We start from the raw sequence: 17,206 nt of genomic DNA on the forward strand, positions 1-17,206 counted from the left end.
TTAGGTAGGCTTTTCGGTATTAGATAGGCTTTTGGGATTGTAGCCAAACTGCTTTTTAAACGCATGGGAAAAATGCGACAGATCTTCGAAGCCCAGATCAACAAAGATGTCCGAAGCAGACCGCTTTTCTTCCTTTAGGAGATAATGTGCTTCATCCAGTCTTTTTTTCAGCATCCATTGGTGCGGCGAGGTTTGGAAAACCTTTTCAAAATCGCGCTTAAAGGTGGCTAGGCTCCGACCGGTGAGACGGGCAAAACGGTCTAAATTAACGTTATACCTGTAGTTCTGATTCATAAAGGCTTCAAGGTCTATTTTATGCGGTTCAGAAAAATCAAACAGGATATTTTTGAGCGCTGGTTTCGTTTGCAGGAGGATCAACAAAAGTTCCTTGATTTTCAGGTCGGTGAGTGATTTATTATTCAAATTGCTTTGGAGAAGGGCCTTCAGCGACACGATAAAATTTTCAAGAACCGCATTGACATCAATTTTAACCAGCGCTTCTGTTGTCGTCGAATGTTCTGCTTTCAGCTCATACTCATGCGCAAAATTCTTTAGCGTTTCATCACTCAGGTAGATATTCAGACTTTCACAGGCGCCGTTTGGCGGCGGAATCTTTGCAAATTTCACCAGCTGGTTCTTTCTGATGAGATGAAAATCGCCCGGATGCGCAGTATGCTGGTCTCTATTGTCGGACAACATAAAACTTCCCGACAGCTGATATGAAATCGTATGCTGAGCCACAAAATTTTCCCCTTTTCTGCTCACTTGGTGGTAACAGGAATAGACAATATCCGAATTTTCTATCATAAGATTAGCGATCAAGACAAAGCGCCGCCCACACGACAACGCTTTGTCAAATGTATAAAAATTTAGCTTAATACGGCTTTGATTTCAAGGTAGGGTTGCAAACCATATACACCATATTCCCGTCCAATGCCCGACTGCTTGAATCCGCCGAACGGAACCATGGGGTCGTGACTGAATCCATTGATACAGATCCGCCCGGCATCGATTTCTGCCGCCACACGTTTGGCCCTTTCGCTATCCGCCGATGAGATGTAGGCCGCAAGTCCATAAGGCGTATCATTGGCAATTTCTATGGCTTCCGCTTCAGTTTGATAAGGAATAATACACAGAACGGGACCAAAAATTTCTTCCCGCGCAATGGTCATCGCATTGCTGACATTTGTAAAAATGGTGGCTTTCACAAAGTTGCCCTCTTTTAGACCTTCAGGTTTTCCCAATCCACCTGTCAACAAGGTTGCCCCTTCCTCGATACCCGTTTTAATATACTGCTGTACTTTATCAAACTGCTTCACACTCACCATCGGCCCGATGTTGGTATTGGCATTTTGTGGCAGACCGACAACCATACTTTCCGCAGTGGCCTTTGCTATAGCATTTACCTGATCCACCTTGTCCTGTGGCACGAGGAGCCTTGTCGGCGCTATACAGGCCTGGCCACTGTTCATATAAGCGCCGTATACGGCCATCGGAATTTCTTTATCGAGGTCTGCATCATCCAGTATAATATTGGGCGATTTTCCGCCCAGTTCGAGCGTGATGCGTTTCATGGTATCGACCGCTTGTTTAGCGATGAATTTTCCTACGGCTGTAGAACCTGTAAATGAAATTTTGGCAATTCCGGGATTCTCGGTCAGTTCCGTGCCCACTACATTTCCGAGACCTGTCACCACATTGATAACACCTTTTGGCAAACCGGCTTCGTGAAAAGCTTCCATCAGCACATTCGTCTGCAAAGCACTCATTTCACTGGGTTTGACGACTACGGTACATCCTGCTGCGATTGCGGTAGCGACTTTACTGGCCACCGAACTGTTACTGGCATTCCAGGGCGTAATGATCGCGACAGCACCTACAGGCTGAAATCGTACCGAGGCGGCGTTAATTGTCCGTTCAAATTCAAAACTGCTGAGCACTTCGATCATGCTGTCAAACCAGGCTCCGGTGTGTGCGTTGCTCATGCTGACAAATTGATGCGTTCCACCGTATTCTTCGATCATCGTATCGATAAAATCCTGCTTTCTGTTCTCAATCGCGGTTTTCAGTTTTGTTAAATAACCGATGCGTTCCGAAACGGTGGATTTTGAAAATGTCCGGAAGGCAGCTTTTGCAGCTGCAATGGCATTTGTTGTGTCGGTTACATCGGCTAAAGTGACTTCACCGATTTTTTGATTCGTAGACGGATTGATGAGCTCATAAATTTCCGTTCCGTGCGGGCTTACAAATTCCCCGTTGACATAAATCGTATTGACTGTTTTCATTTTGTTTCTATTTATAGTACAAATTTAGCTGTAACCTATTCACCTAACTTGGCAAAAAAGCTCAATTATACTTTGCAAAAAAGCTCAGATCCGACAAATGCGCATACTCGGTTTATAACAATGCCTTTGGATAAACACTGCCTCGGCAAAGGCCTTGTCTACCCGCAAGAATAATTCAAGGAACGTCATCTGATTGTTTTTCAAAAAAGTCAGAGATACAGCATTTTAGGCTATATCCGTTTGATCTTTATAATAGCAGAATTTATCAGTTCAGTGGTATAAGTTGGTCCCAGCCTTATGCCGCAGATTATGTACGTTATCCAAAAAATCTTTTAACTTTTTTTCTTTTCGCATCCATTCTGTTACCAGCAGCAGGTTTCCGATCTCCATCGCCGTCATCTTCAACCTCAGACTTTGAATCACCTCCTTACGAAACTCCAGTTGAGTCGCGTTAGGCGAAATTGGAAAACGGATATGCATCATATTCACCCTACAGGTGCTACTTATACGGAAAAACCATTTGTCAAGTCCTCTAGTTTCTAGCTCATGCAAGAAACGATCGGCTTCTAGCCGCGTACCATCAATCTGTACAACTTCTTTTTTTCCTTTTTTAGAAAAATAAAAAGGGACATCAAACATACGAACAGCATCTTTCTGCAATGAACTTAGATCGAATCGAGCTTGGAGGTAAAGCACATCATAGAGTGATCCGATTGGAATACTTTTATCCAATGCGCTTGGAGGCAGTATGGTGACCACTTTTTCTACAGGAACTATTTTTTCTGGTAATAGATCGCTGAAAAGCGCCACTGCATTTGTTGGCGTAAGCCACCATAATTGGCCTCCAATAAAAACATAGCTTACATAGGCCAAGCATCCTGTAGCAATAAAAGGTATATAATGGAATAAATAGTTTATAAAAAGCATATACGTACTACCGCTACGTACAAAAGCGATTAAAAAGATAAAGCAGAGGTATAGCATTAAAACTGCTAAGGATGTGGACAGAATAGCCCATACCAGTTCTGATTTTGGTAAACTATTGGTCTGCACGCGTCCTCTTCCAAATAGTTGCAATTGCGGATATTTTTTCTGCCAATAAATCCACAAAACTTTCAATCGAACACGAATGAGCAGCGCAGCAACGACTATTGCCAAAGCAAATGCCAACGTCCAGGTCCAATACGCTGGCATCCAAATTCTATTTAATTTAAATCCATTGTTTCCAATTAGATTAAAAATCAAAGAGACGAAAAAACTCTCTACGAATAATTTTAACATTTTCATATCATTCCATCAAATACTGTTATTAGACTAAGGTTTATATTGTTTGAACATCTAATTTATTAAAATTAATCAAGTATTAAGCAAAATTTAATCTTCAAAAAGTAGATTATCCTCCAAAATCCCGGAGGTTATTCTTTGGCATTCGCTTAGGTAATCTTTAAAATAAATATTTGCCAAAAGAGAACTTTTATGAAAGAAAACTTAGACGATGTCGGTTTGACAGCTAAAGTTGCCACACTTCTCGCGCTACCTCGGGTAGATCGCGCACTAGCGCTGCAGCTTATGAGAGATAATTTTGTGGACTGGATGGAGCACAACTTTAACCTAAGCTCCAATCAGGCGGATAAACTTAACCAACTTCCCGCTGAGCTTAGTCAAAAACTTGGCATTGCGATCAGCAATTACCTCATGGAGGGCCATGTACTTCAAGTTCGAAAAGACGAAAAGAAAGTTGAGCAACCAGATTTCACAGAGCTTTGTATATACGGGGTCGACGAATGGCTCGATGGAGGAACTGAAGCAGAGGCGACTCCCCTGTATATACGGATTTCATACAAAAACGCCTAGCCTTATTATGTATGCCAGCCATTTTTCGAGGCTGATTTCATGATAGTTGCCGCTTTTAGCTGAAGCTATTTTTCTATTCTTGATTAGTAAACAAGCGTTTCTTTATAGAATACAATGAAAGCAATGAAAGGCCCAAAAGGACCTTTCACACTTTTTGGAGATAAAGATGTATACTTATTTTTCCAAAGGCAGCTTGACCCCCTCTTTGATTTCGTCATTGGCATGCAGCAAGATCTGATCACTGCTGTTTAGCTTTCCAAAAACTTCGGTAGAATCATGCGTGGATACCCCTTCTTTGATATCCACAAAATGTGTCTTGCCATCTATGAGCTGGATCACATACTGCCTTTCTGTAGAACGCACGATACTATTGGAAGGTACCAATAACGAATTGGCTCCGGCAGACAATGGAATATCGACCTCACAGTATAAACCGGGTTTGAGCTTATTATCCGAGTTTGCGACATCGACCTCTATTGCTTCAGACTGCATGGCGCCCAACGAATTCGCCGAACGGGCTATCATCCCTTCAAACACCTTATTCGGGGTATTATTAAAACGATATGCAACCTTTTTCGAGAGGTCTACTTTATCGACATAGGTCTCGGGGATCTGCACTTCCAACCGTAATTTATTGAGATCCTGCAGAATCAACAGAGGTTGATCATTGCCTTTTCCCGGTCCGACCAGTGCTCCTTCGGAGATATTACGCTGTACAATCACACCATTGAATGGCGCTTTGATGTTCAGGTACGATTGCAACATTTCAACTTCTTCCACATTTGCTTTTTCCGACATGGCGACTGCTTCGTCAGCTTTCATCTTCGAGAGGGCATTGTCCAGATCAAGCGGGGATACTGCGCCTTCCTCCTGTGCGGCATTTTTGAGTCTTTTATATTTATCCTTACTCGCAGAAGCGGTCTCCTGTGCCTGTACAAAACGTGAATGTGCGGCCTGAACCGCTGCGAGCATTTCTGGCGCCTCCAGCTGCATCAGCAGCTGCCCCTTTTTAACAACTGTACCTCTATCCACAAAGATATGCTTAACAAAGCTATTCATCTTGGCATAGATATTTACTTCATTAAAGGGTTTGAGCTTACCGGGTAAACGCACACTGCTGGACATGACTTTCTCTTGTATGACTGTTGTCTGATAGGTACTGGCCTTAGCCGGATTTTTTGGCGTCAGGTCAATCGGCTTTTCGGTTTGACCGCAAGCGAAAAGTAAGCCTGTCAGTAGTAGTAAATAGCCTATTTTTTTCATCCGTTTTATTTTCATATTCATTACTCAATTGTGTCTTTAAGGCATCACTGCCATGGGCGATTTTATCTTTAAATACGATTCTCTTCCTGTTGCATAGCCACTTCCATCTTTATCGCCCTAGTTTATACTGCTGGGTTTAAATTCTGAAAGAACACTACATTTTTTTTTAGTTAACACTATACTTGTCTTTTTCCACCAGTAACTTTTGATGATCGGGCTCGTCCTGCGGCAATAGTGATTCGGAATCGAACGTGGATTTTTCCTTCATCCACACAAACAGGAGCGGCAGGATAAAAAGAGCAGCAAATGTGGAGGCAAACAGACCGCCGATCACGGCCCGGCCCAATGGTGCCGCCTGCTCACCCGTCTCCCCCATTCCCATGGCCATAGGAATCATTCCGGCAATCATTGCCATACTGGTCATCAGGATCGGACGTAGCCGCGTTGTCGCGCTGGCCAGCGCCGCCGTCCTGGCATTACGGAAATCCAATCGCAGTGCTTCCGCATTGGACACGATCAAAATAGCGTTGGCTACGGAGACACCGGTAGACATAATCATACCCATGTAGGATTGCAGATTGAGCGTCGACCCTGTGAGCAATAGCATCGCCAAGGATCCAAGGATCACTGCAGGAATAGTCACCAATGCGGTCAGCGAAAGCTTCACACTCTGATAATTCGCTGCCAGTAGCAGAAATATAACAACAACTGCACAGGCAAGCCCCAACTGCAAACTACCCATGGTATCGAGCAATAGTGTCGACATCCCTTTCATTTCTACCACGACACCGCGCGGTGGAGCCTGGAGTTCACGAATAGCCTGTTGCACATCCGCTGTTGCTGTGCCCAGGTCTTTCTTATGGATATTTGCCATCACGGTCAAATACCGCCTTGGCCCCTGCCGGTCATACTCACCTGGTAGATACTGTGTATTAAAAGTGGCTATATCGCCCAAGGTCGGTGTGAGCTGTCCTTTCACCAGTGGAATTTCGCGCAGCTCGTCCATGGTATTCATCACATATTCAGGCACCTGCACCTGTACCTGATAGGTATAGGTATTGTTTTCATCGAGCCACTGGATCTTCTGCGTAAACCGGCTCGAGGAAGTGCTGGCCGTTACCGATCGAGCAATATCATCCATCTGCAGACCAAGCTGGGATGCTTTGAGCCGGTCGATGGCAATGGAAATGGTTGGCAGCCGCAGCGGTTGCGCGATCTGCACATCCCGCAGATAATCGATGTGCCACAATGCGCTGACAACCTGATCGGCATAGACCTTCAGTTCGTCCATTTTCTTTCCGGCTATGCGCACCTCGATCGGCGTTGCAGCGCCCTGGCTCATAATCTTTTCGGTCATATCAATAGGCTCAAAATTAAGGCGCAATTTGGGCAGTTTATAATGGATATTTCGTCGTAAAACATCTTTGAGTTCGTCCATATTCACATGGTAGTCTGCATTGAGGTTCACTTGGATCACGGCTTCATGCGTTCCGGTATTGAATACATAGAGGTTGCTGACTCCATAGCTGCTGGGCACCAGACCAACATAGGCCGAACTGATGGCGACCTGATGGTTCACCGTACTATCGATTACCTGCAGCACCTGTTTAACGGACTCTTCGGTACGTTCCAACCGGGTTCCATCGGGCTCTTTGATCCGTAGCTGAAACTGTCCATTGTTGACTTTTGGCATCATGTCCTTGCCGATGTACACAAATGCCGCTGCTGCAAGCCCCAGCGTAAGCACCAGATAACCGATGATGACTTTGCCCTTATGGCGCATGGAGCGGTATAGGCCGAAGCGATAACGCTTTTTGAACTTATCGAAAAAGCCCGGCGAGTCTGACTTGAAATGACCGATATGATGTTCTTTGAGCAGCCAGTTGGATAAAATAGGCACCAAAGTCTGCGCCATAAAATACGAAGCGATCATCGTCAATCCAATGGATAAAGAAAGGGGAAGAAACATCGCCCGGGGAATTCCCGTCATCATAAAAGAAGGTGCAAATACGGCCAAAATACAGAACAGGATCAAAAGCAGCGGCACGGCAATCTCCTGACAGGCATTGTAGATCGCCTTACGTTTGTGCGTACCCTGTTCCTGATGCTGGTGTATGCTTTCGATGGTCACCGTGGCCTGATCCACGAGGATACCGATGGCCAGGGCCAAACCACTCAAGGTCATGATATTGATGGTCTGGCCAAACAATGTCAGTAGCAGGACGCCGATCAGGATGGATACCGGTATAGTTACGATTACGATCAGGCTGCTCCGCCAGTCGCGCAGAAACAAGAGAACCATGAGACCGGTAAGCAAAGCACCGAGCCCCCCTTCGTGCAAAAGGCTCTGCACCGAATTCATAACCGCTACTGATTGGTCAAATTCATAAGACACCTTCACATCCTCGGGCAGCAGATTCTGGATTTCCGGAAGCTTGGCCTTGAGGTTGCTGACCACTGCCCAGGTGGACGCATCCGATGTCTTAACGGCAGGGATATAAACAGAGCGCCGGCCATTGATCAGTGCATAACTTACCGTCACGTCCGAGGCGTCCGATACGCGTGCGACATCTTTGATATAAATCGGAATTCCATTTTTTGTCAGAATAGGGATATCAGCAAAATCTGCGACATTCTTGATCAGTGAATTGATGGTTGTCACATACATCGTGTTGTTGAGGTGCAGGTTACCGGATGGTGACATCACGTTAAATTTCGACAATGCCATCACCACCTCGTCGGCGGTCAGGTTGTAGCTCCGCAGTTTATTGGGGTCAACATTGACCGTAATCGTCCTGGAGTTGGCGCCAAAAGGTGGCGGTGCAGAGAGACCCGGTACCGCAGAAAACATGGGCCGCACCAGGGTACTCGCCATATCGTAAATCTCCTTGAGGCTTCTTGTCTTCGAAGATAGCACCAGTTGCCCCACCGGTAAGGAGGAAGCGTCAAAACGGACCACCTGTGGCGGCAGCGCCCCTGGCGGAAAAAACTTCATGGCGCGGTTTACCTGCAGTGCTACCTGCGCTGAGGCTTCGGCCATATCGGTATTTTCGTAAAAACTAAGTTTCAGGAGCGTAAGTCCCTGAATATTTTTGGCGGATATATTCTTGATTCCATTGACATAGAGAAACTGATCCTGCATCCGGGAGGAGAAAAAACCTTCCATCTGCTGGGGAGACATCCCGCCGTAAGATTCAATAACGTAAATGGTCGGTGAATTGAGCTGCGGAAAGATATCAATCGGTATTTTCAGTACAGCGAGTACCGAAAAGAGCAGTAGGCTCAGGGTGATGATCACTGTGGTAATCGGCCTTCGTAAAGCAGCTGTGACTAGTGACATAAGTGATTAGTTAAAAAGTTGAAGAAAGCCATCGACATTGTTCTGTGCCACCACCTGGTGGAACAATGCCAGATAATAATTATACTTGGCGGTGATGTAATCGCGCTCTGCCTGATTGAGCATGTTCTGTGCAACGTTGACCTCCACAATATCGATGAGGCCATTTTTATATAGGGAAAACTTCTGACGGTAGGCGGCATTGGCAGCTTTGGTCTGACGCGGAATTTCCTTCAAACGTCTTTCTGCGGTTGTCACTTCAGTGGTAGATTGTGCAATATTCATGGCGATGTTGGCCTGTTGTTCCTGTACCTTTTGCCCGGCCTCGTCCACCATAAGACGCTGCGTATTGAGTTTTACCTTTTTGCGGCGCAGATCAAACAGGTTGTAGTTGATTCCTAGACCAACAAGGTAGTTAGCGCGTTGCAGCCCAAAGCCATCGGCGAGCGAACCATAACTATTATCGCTATGTACACTGGATGCCCTGCCCCATACAGCCCCCGAGAGAAACAGCTTGGGACGGTAACTGTTGGCAACCAGCTTTTCTTCCATCTTCGTCTTGTCGAACAACGCATTATAATAGGCGATCATAGGGTGCTGACGGCCGCCATCGAGTTCAATCGGCGCGTTCTTTACCTGTTCGAAAAGAATCTTTTCGGCAGTGGTATCCGCTACAATCTGCGCTGGCGGCATACCCGCCAAAGTAGCCAGTTGAATTTGTAATTGTTGTTGCTGATTATCCAGTTCAATGAGACCAAGTTGGCTACGCGATATTTCAGCATCGGCCATACTGGTATCCACGCCTGCCCGTATACCACTTTTGACCAGGGCAAAGATCGATTGCCGTATTTCCTGATTACGGGCTATACTGCGCGACTGGATACCGATGAGGTCATGCAATTTCAGTAGCTGCAGGTAACTATAAATCGTGAAGGACTGTAAGTCATACTTCGACTGTTCAAAACGACGGTTCTCCAAGGTCACCTCCGCCTGCGCAAGTTGGTCCTGGGCATTGAATTGACCAAAATTATAGACCTCCCACTGGAAGGCGGCAATGCCAAGATTGCTGCTCACAGCCTGATACTTATTATCGGCACGGATACCGCCATTATTGGTCGGCACGAGACCAAATCCGAAGTAAGGCCCCGGCACATTATTATTGGAGCCGACGTCTGCCTGATACGACAGCTTTAGGCTCGGCAGACGGTTGTTTTTGACTTCTGCGGCGCGCGCCTGCTGCACCTGTGTACGTACATAGTCGGTGCGTAGGGATGGCGCATGCTGCGTTACCGAAGACAGCAGCTGGTTGAGTTTAATAGGCACATGACTCTCCTGTCCATAGCTAAAGAAGCTACAGCAGAGCAGCACATGCCCCATAAGGACAAGTTTTTGAAACATATAAAAAGCTTATTTTAAAATAAATGAATGTTTGCGGTCCCATAGGGCCCCACTCAATACGATTAAAATGGCTTTTTTATCATAAAGTCAGCTGAAGATTACGCAGGTATAGCCGTTCGAGCGGCAATATTATTTTGGATAGCAAGTTACCAATCGAAAACGTATCCGAATTCGGAAAGAAGGTATTGAAAAAGTGGGTAATAAAAAACTCCTTTACTTTAGCGGTAAAGTGACGAAGCGGCGAGAGCGTCAGACAGGCGCTATCGTTTACATCAACCCAATCCAGGTATTCCTGTTTTCGTTTACTAAAGGCCTTGATAACGGTGATAAACTCATTCTCGCCCTGCGTTTTTGCCTGATGATATAATGAAAATCCGATCAAAGGCTTCACGATCAGCAGCATAGCGCTTACCAGTAAGAGAAATTGAAATATGACTCGTCTTAACATAGGTTGTATGATATCTAAAGCACAGCATTTTGATTTGCGTACACTACAAATATAAACAATGACGCAGTAGACCATTGTAACATTGACGTAACGAAAGCTTTTGTAAACATCATGTTGCAATTACATTGCTTCTCACAAAAATCCAATAATACTAGCAATGTGAACCAGAATCTTGCTCCGGTTTTTCTTGTAGTCTGCTCGGTAGGTTTTATTTAATGGAAGATTTCCCTTCATTTATGCGGAAGGGTAAAAGCGATATCGGTGCCCGGCCCCTCTTTATCGAGCACATGGATCTGACCACCATGGCGCAATATGATATCGGCGCAGAGAAACAGCCCGATACCGAAACCTTCAATATGGCTGTGACCTTTGGAGCGATAAAATTTCTCAAATACTTTTTTTCTATCCTCAGGTTTTATTCCTATACCAAGGTCGCTAATCAATACGGATATTTCATGCTGATCTGTTGTCATCGTGATGTGTATGGGTGATTTTTTATCACTGTATTTAATGGCATTATTGATCAGGTTGGTAATCACCTGTCCGATACGATAACCATCCGCTTCCAAAAATACGGTATCATCGGGCAGATGTAAGTACAGATCACTCTCGGGAAATATGAGCGCAGCATTATGACTTATTTCAAGGATAAGCTGGGTCAAATCTATCGTAGATCTATCGAGTTCGATTCCTTTAGCCATTACCATCACGGGGGCTATCATCTCATTGAGGAGACGATTAATACGGTCAGTGGCTTTGAGCGCATTTTCTACGAGTTTATTTGACAGAGCATTTTCTTGCGCTGTCAACTGCCTGTTCAGAAGCTGCAGGGTTCCTTTGACGGATGATAGCGGTGTCTTAATTTCATGCATGGCGATGCTCAACATTTCATCGCGCAAAATTTCAAGTTCCTTTTTCTCTGTAATATCAAGCGTTGTGCCCGAAATTATCTGTGGGCAGCCGTTCTCGTCATAAGTAACCGATCCACGTGCCTCAATCCAATGGATGCTATCATCACCATATCTTACACGATACTGTGCAATATAGGGTATGTGCTGCTCAATAGCCCTTGCGACACTCGCTTGCATCGCTTCCCGATCTTCATCCACAATACAGCCCAGCATATCACTATAGCTAAAATCCTTTGCCGTATCCCACCCAAAATTTCTTTTGCATTGATCGGTACAGGACATGTAATTTTTTTCCCGAAGGCTAACTTCCCAGAAGCCGATACGGGCCTGTGCGAGCGCCTGCGCAAGATGTTTTTGGGATACCGTAAAGGTAGAATCCGCACCGTGCAAGTTAATCATACAATTGTTAGGATTTAAAAGTGCTTTTCAATTACGTAAAGATACTTATTGTAAGAATATTAGCATTATTATTTTACACCTTATATTAACCTATAAAATTCGGGAAGTCTGTCGGCTAATTTAGTCAGCAAAACGGGCAAAAAAAACTATTCCACGCTAACCAAGATTTATTTACACATGAATTCATCTAGAGACGATTACGCATAACTGGAGCAGGATGATTTTCCTGATGCTGTAAATTGTATCGTTTATTTTAGTTTTATAAGCAAAAGAGATACATTTGAACATAAACAAAAGTCCTTATGAACAGTGCTACTTCCATTTTCGAATCGAACCATAAAAAATTAGGCCTGATTTCTTTCGATTCCTCCTCGCTGGACCTGGTAAACGGCGAAACGTTCCGCCATTACATTAAAATATTGCTCATTCCAGCTGGTTACGCACTAACGGTGGACTTCACGGCCTATGAAACCCAAAATCCCACCTTACTTTTCATCAATACCAATCAATATCTTGACATTCAGTCGGCCAATGAAAATAAAGCCTTTTTAATCCATTACAACAGGGATTTCTACTGTATTCAGATTCATGATGAGGAGGTTGCCTGTGACGGACTCTTGTTCAATAATATTTTTGAGAATCCGATAGTGGACTTGTCCGGCGATGAGCTGCACGCCATCCCCCAATTATTCGCTCAAATCAGCAATGAGCTTGATTTTCAGGACCGCTCTTCGGAAGAAATGATCCGAACGTACCTCAAGCAGATTATCATCCGTGCAACGCGGCAGTGGAAAAAGCAGAACCTCCAAAATGAAACGCTCGACCTCGTCAGCATGGATCAGGACTTTTTCAGAAACTTCAGCCGACTGGTCAATATTCACTACAGGGAAAAACACAGCGTAGCCGATTATGCAGACCTACTGAACCTTGCCCCGAAAACGCTTTCCAACAAATTCCATAAACTCAACCTTGAAAATCCGAACGAGATGATCAAAAACAGGATCGTCCTTGAAGCCAAACGCCTGCTCCTTTACAGTGAGCTTACCATAAAGGAAATCGCTTATCAATTGGGTTATGAGGACCCAGCTTACTTCAACCGGATCTTTACGCAGAAATCGGGAAAAACTCCGGCGGCTTTTCGGAAAGAAATTAAAAATTAAACTATAAAAGGAAAAAAGTACAATTTATATCGACTTTTTGCTCTTTATTTAGATTGCCTATATGACATACCTTTGTCCTATAAGAAATTAACAATCAAAAATAAAGCGTATGAAACGTAATGCTACCGCCGTTTGGAACGGCACCATCAAAGAAGGAAACGGACATCTGACCACACAAAGTTCCGTTCTGAACCAGACCCAGTATTCATTCAACAGCCGCTTCGCTGAAGGTGTCGGTACAAATCCCGAAGAACTGCTTGCTGCTGCCCATGCAGGATGTTTTACAATGAAGCTGAGTCTTGATCTCACACAGGCGGGTTATACCCCTAAAAGACTCGAAACAAAGTCCATTATTACCTTGGATAATGGTAAAATCACACAGTCGGAACTTCTACTTGATGCAGAAGTAGATGGCATCTCAGCGGAAGAATTTGAAAAAATTGCCCGAGAGGCCGAAAAAACCTGTCCCGTAAGCGCAGCATTCAGCTTCAAAATCATCTTAAACATCAACCTAAAAAAATAATCACGATGAAGACAATCTATTCAACAGTTTTAACATTGGCGGCACTCGCCATCACAAATTCCAATATCATGGCACAATCAAACCCCGCATCTCAAGACCCCAACATTGGCCGGGAAACAAGAGCATTCTTAAAAGAGTTGAACAGCGGCGACGGAAAACCGCTGGAAACCCTCTCACCAAAAGACGCCAGATTGGTGTTGGTAGGCGCTCAAAAATCAGTAAGCTTCGATTATTCCGATATCCAGGAATCAGACAGAACCATTACCCAGGACGGGCAGACCGTAAAAATACATATCGTAAAACCCAAAGGTGCCCAAGCTGGCCTACCCGTATTTATGTTCTTTCACGGCGGCGGATGGGTATTGGGAGACTACCCTACCCACAAAAGACTGGTTCGTGACCTTGTTGTCAACAGTGGTGCAGTAGCCGTGTTCCCGGATTACACGCCATCTCCGGAAGCCAGATTTCCCGTAGCCATCAATCAGGCTTATGCCGCAACAAAATGGGTTGCCGAGCATGGAAAAGAAATCGGGGTCGACGCGAGCAGGCTTGCTGTTGCCGGAAACAGTGTCGGTGGAAATATGGCCGCAGTGGTCGCATTGATGGCCAAAGACAAAAATGGTCCCAAGCTAAAACAGCAGGTACTTTTGTGGCCCGTAACAGACTCCGACTTCAGCAGAGCATCGTACACAAAATTTGCACAGGAACGGTTTTTAACAACGCCGTTGATGAAATGGATGTGGGATAATTACCTGCCTGACTTAAAAGAACGCGACAACAAATACGCGTCCCCACTGAAAGCTTCTCTGGAAGAGCTGAAAGGTTTGCCTCCTGCACTTGTTCAGGTGGCCGAGAATGATATTCTGCATGACGAGGGTGTCGCCTATGGAAGAAAATTAGATGAAGCCGGTGTTGCAACGACTGTTACAGAGTATAAAGGCTTTATTCACGATTACGGGATGCTGAATCCGCTGGCGCATATCCACGCTGTACAGGAATCGGTGCTAGATGCAGCAACTGTTTTGCGAAAAGCACTGTTTGCGAAGTAAAATACCCTGCATTTCCAAAGAATAACACCAAATGGTTCGACTGTTTGGTGTTTTTTAAGTTTATAATAGCGTCTTAAGCATGTATTTCCCCTAATGAGCGGGATTTCTTACAAAATATTTTCCAATTCATTTCTATGATCCTCACCCCATTGGGCCGTTACCGCAATGACTGGTATAAGGCTTTCCCCTAGCCCAGTCAGTTCATATTCTACTTTCAGCGGAAGCTGATCAAAGACGACTTTATTGATTAATCCATGTTCAATCAATTGACCAAGCTGCACATCAAGTACACGACGGGTTGCATTGGGGATTTTCCGCTGCAACTCACCCGGACGCTTGATACCTGAATGAATGGCCCAGAGCAGGTTTATTTTCCATTTGCCCTGAACCACCTGCAAAAACAGATGTAAACCGCAATCTAAATTAACCGGAAGTTTTTTTTCGTACATAGCTGATATATTTTACGAAGGCATAAAGTGGGTATAGATAAATTTATCCGTAATTGACACGGTTACTTAATGCCCTTAACTTAGCGGCAAAGTAAATATAAAAATATGAAATACAAGATATTTGGATCAAAAACAGGACTGCATGCCAGTGAAATAATCTTAGGAGCCGCCAACTTTGGAACAAGAAAAGGCTATGGAGCCGATCCCGAAGAGTCAAAAAAGATTTTAACAGCTTATGCAGATGCGGGTGGTAATTTTATCGATATATCGGATGTCTATCAATTTGGGGAGGCAGAAGAAATCGTTGGTAACTATTTAAAGGGACAGCGAAATAATTTTATTATCTGTTCAAAATATACTAGAAGTAGTGATCCCAACCCTGCAATCAGTAATTTTGGAAATAACCGTAAATCTATGCGACAGGCTGTTGAACAAAGTCTGAAAAGACTGAAGACGGACTATATCGATATTTATATGCCGCATTATGATGATGGTGTAACTCCATGGGAAGAAATAGCTTTGGGACTTCAGGATTTGGTCAGCGAAGGGAAAATAGTGTATGCGGGGCTCAGCAATTTCCCGGCATGGAAAGCATCGGCCATTGCATCAGCAACGAAAGTCACTGCTTTACAAATTGAATATAGTTTGTTGCAACGTACCGCAGACCGTGAACTGATGCCGATGGCAAAGGAATTTGGTCTTGGTGTGATGATGTACTCGCCATTGGCTGGCGGACTGCTGACCGCAAAATATAGAAAAGGAGAAGCCGGGCGCATCAGTCATTCCTCTGGCGCTGATTATTCGGAGGACGAGAAAACCAAACTGATCATTGATGAACTGGTATTAATCGCGGAAAAATATGAAACAACACCCGGTCAGATTGCATTTGCGTGGAATTTATCAAAAGAGGCATTTCCATTACTGGGAGCACGCAATATCAATCAATTTGAGCAAATTATTAGCGCTACTGAAATTAATTTGACAGCTGATGAGCTAACCAAACTGGACGCTTTAAGCTCTATTAGCCTCGGGTATCCGCACGATCTACTGCATACCGTACGAGGTTGATATTAAAAGATAGAATCTAATACAACTAAGAAGGAACTAACATAAAACGTAATCGATAGTAATTCTTAAAGTATATGAACTAAATTTGAACTTAAAATTGCGCCGCATGCCAAAAAGAGATTCTATTTTAGTGAACAGCATGGATTCCAGCAGCAGTATGGCTGTTGGAATATGGGATGGTTCAACGACGGGCATCCTAAAAGCGCTCAATCCGCATCGACATGACCATTATACCTGCATGCTTGTTGAAGCTGGACAGCTGGAAGTCCTATTTGATTTTGAACAGCTGATCATGCCAGCGGGAACGCTTTTTGTCTGCCCTCCCCATCAGGTCCATCAGATCACCACGGTTTTAGGCGCATCCGGTTATTACATTTCCTTCGAAGGCCATCACATGACCAGGTCAGCCAAAGACATGCTTGATGCATCTTTAAATGAAACCCTTATTTTGTCCCTCTCAGCGCCCGAGCAACAATGGTTTACGTCCATCTTGGACTCGCTAATAAAATTGGACAGTATAAACTATAGTGCCAATAAGGAAGTGCAGCAGCCGCTGCTGTCAGCATTTATAACCCAGGCGGTGATTTGTCACGATTGCAGATCCGCCGCAGGGTCCATAAGTCACAGCCCCAGGGTTATAAGTATTGCCAACGAGTTCAGAAACCTTGTGAAGCGTGATTACCGCAGCCTTAAACGCCCCGCAGCATATGCCCAACAGTTAAATATCTCCGTGGCCCACCTGAACGATGTCGTTAAAATGGTGACGGGCTTATCCGCATCGGCACTGATCCAAAAGGAAATACTGAGCGAAGCACAGCGCCTGCTTTATTATTCACAATTGAGTATTAAGGAAATTGCGGTACAGCTAGGCTATAAGGACACCAAGTACTTTATCAGGCTTTTTACAAAAAAAACTGAGCTTTCACCGGGTGATTACAGAAAGACACTACGCTCCAATCCAGACCTGGATTAGACAATCTTATACTATTCAACTCAAACACGGCTTCTTTTTTTGTCCACCTTTTACCTTTGTTTGTCAGTTTTCCGGCATTCATTTTTTGA

15 protein-coding genes are annotated in these 17,206 nt (G+C 44.5%); 6 read left to right on the forward strand and 9 right to left on the reverse strand.

Going from position 1 to position 17,206, the window contains the following annotated elements:
* The 3 genes from BV902_RS16975 to BV902_RS16985 form a co-directional block, all read right to left on the reverse strand.
* The gene (locus BV902_RS16975; RefSeq protein ID WP_075992944.1) at nt 1–807 is read right to left on the reverse strand and encodes a helix-turn-helix domain-containing protein; all 807 of its coding nucleotides are present in this window, start codon (nt 805–807) and stop codon (nt 1–3) included.
* 62 nt (nt 808–869) lie between these two features.
* Nucleotides 870–2,285: an aldehyde dehydrogenase family protein gene (locus tag BV902_RS16980; RefSeq protein WP_075992945.1), complete on the reverse strand. Its 1,416-nt coding sequence runs from the start codon at nt 2,283–2,285 to the stop codon at nt 870–872.
* A 270-nt stretch (nt 2,286–2,555) separates the two neighbouring features.
* On the reverse strand, nt 2,556–3,566 hold the full coding sequence (locus BV902_RS16985; protein WP_075992946.1) for a hypothetical protein: 1,011 nt from the start codon (nt 3,564–3,566) through the stop codon (nt 2,556–2,558).
* 195 nt (nt 3,567–3,761) lie between these two features.
* Between BV902_RS16985 and BV902_RS16990 the strand changes: the two genes are divergently transcribed.
* Nucleotides 3,762–4,139 (forward strand): hypothetical protein, encoded by a 378-nt coding sequence (locus BV902_RS16990; protein WP_075992947.1) that lies wholly within the window; start codon nt 3,762–3,764, stop codon nt 4,137–4,139.
* 174 nt (nt 4,140–4,313) lie between these two features.
* Here the strand turns inward: BV902_RS16990 and BV902_RS16995 are convergent, their stop codons facing one another.
* The 5 genes from BV902_RS16995 to BV902_RS17015 all read right to left on the reverse strand — a co-directional run bounded on the left by BV902_RS16995 (nt 4,314) and on the right by BV902_RS17015 (nt 11,895).
* A complete protein-coding gene (locus BV902_RS16995; protein WP_075994845.1) occupies nt 4,314–5,402 on the reverse strand; it encodes an efflux RND transporter periplasmic adaptor subunit in 1,089 nt (362 codons plus the stop codon).
* A 166-nt stretch (nt 5,403–5,568) separates the two neighbouring features.
* Entirely contained in the window at nt 5,569–8,742 is a 3,174-nt protein-coding gene (locus tag BV902_RS17000; RefSeq protein ID WP_075992948.1) for an efflux RND transporter permease subunit, read from the reverse strand.
* Nucleotides 8,743–8,748: 6 nt separating this feature from the next.
* Nucleotides 8,749–10,137, reverse strand: a complete 1,389-nt coding sequence (locus BV902_RS17005; RefSeq protein ID WP_075992949.1) for a TolC family protein — start codon at nt 10,135–10,137, stop codon at nt 8,749–8,751.
* A 79-nt stretch (nt 10,138–10,216) separates the two neighbouring features.
* On the reverse strand, nt 10,217–10,585 hold the full coding sequence (locus tag BV902_RS17010; protein WP_145326945.1) for a hypothetical protein: 369 nt from the start codon (nt 10,583–10,585) through the stop codon (nt 10,217–10,219).
* Nucleotides 10,586–10,815: 230 nt separating this feature from the next.
* Nucleotides 10,816–11,895 (reverse strand): PAS domain-containing sensor histidine kinase, encoded by a 1,080-nt coding sequence (locus BV902_RS17015; RefSeq protein WP_075992951.1) that lies wholly within the window; start codon nt 11,893–11,895, stop codon nt 10,816–10,818.
* A 302-nt stretch (nt 11,896–12,197) separates the two neighbouring features.
* Between BV902_RS17015 and BV902_RS17020 the strand changes: the two genes are divergently transcribed.
* The 3 genes from BV902_RS17020 (at nt 12,198) to BV902_RS17030 (ending at nt 14,627) form a co-directional block, all read left to right on the forward strand.
* On the forward strand, nt 12,198–13,055 hold the full coding sequence (locus tag BV902_RS17020) for a helix-turn-helix domain-containing protein (protein WP_075992952.1): 858 nt from the start codon (nt 12,198–12,200) through the stop codon (nt 13,053–13,055).
* Nucleotides 13,056–13,164: 109 nt separating this feature from the next.
* Nucleotides 13,165–13,578, forward strand: coding sequence for an OsmC family protein (locus BV902_RS17025; protein ID WP_075992953.1), 414 nt, complete (start codon nt 13,165–13,167; stop codon nt 13,576–13,578).
* A gap of 5 nt (nt 13,579–13,583) precedes the next feature.
* On the forward strand, nt 13,584–14,627 hold the full coding sequence (locus tag BV902_RS17030; RefSeq protein WP_172840702.1) for an alpha/beta hydrolase: 1,044 nt from the start codon (nt 13,584–13,586) through the stop codon (nt 14,625–14,627).
* Between the two features lie 107 nt (nt 14,628–14,734).
* Here the strand turns inward: BV902_RS17030 and BV902_RS17035 are convergent, their stop codons facing one another.
* Entirely contained in the window at nt 14,735–15,076 is a 342-nt protein-coding gene (locus tag BV902_RS17035) for a winged helix-turn-helix transcriptional regulator (RefSeq protein WP_075992954.1), read from the reverse strand.
* Between the two features lie 105 nt (nt 15,077–15,181).
* Here BV902_RS17035 and BV902_RS17040 point away from each other — a divergent pair, with 105 nt between their 5' ends.
* On the forward strand, nt 15,182–16,144 hold the full coding sequence (locus tag BV902_RS17040) for an aldo/keto reductase (protein WP_075992955.1): 963 nt from the start codon (nt 15,182–15,184) through the stop codon (nt 16,142–16,144).
* 106 nt (nt 16,145–16,250) lie between these two features.
* Nucleotides 16,251–17,117: a helix-turn-helix domain-containing protein gene (locus BV902_RS17045; protein ID WP_075992956.1), complete on the forward strand. Its 867-nt coding sequence runs from the start codon at nt 16,251–16,253 to the stop codon at nt 17,115–17,117.
* The last annotated feature ends 89 nt before the right edge of the window (nt 17,118–17,206 follow it).

Origin of the sequence: Sphingobacterium sp. B29 (genome assembly GCF_001952815.1) — a bacterium.
Taxonomy (GTDB): Bacteria; Bacteroidota; Bacteroidia; order Sphingobacteriales; family Sphingobacteriaceae; genus Sphingobacterium; species Sphingobacterium siyangense.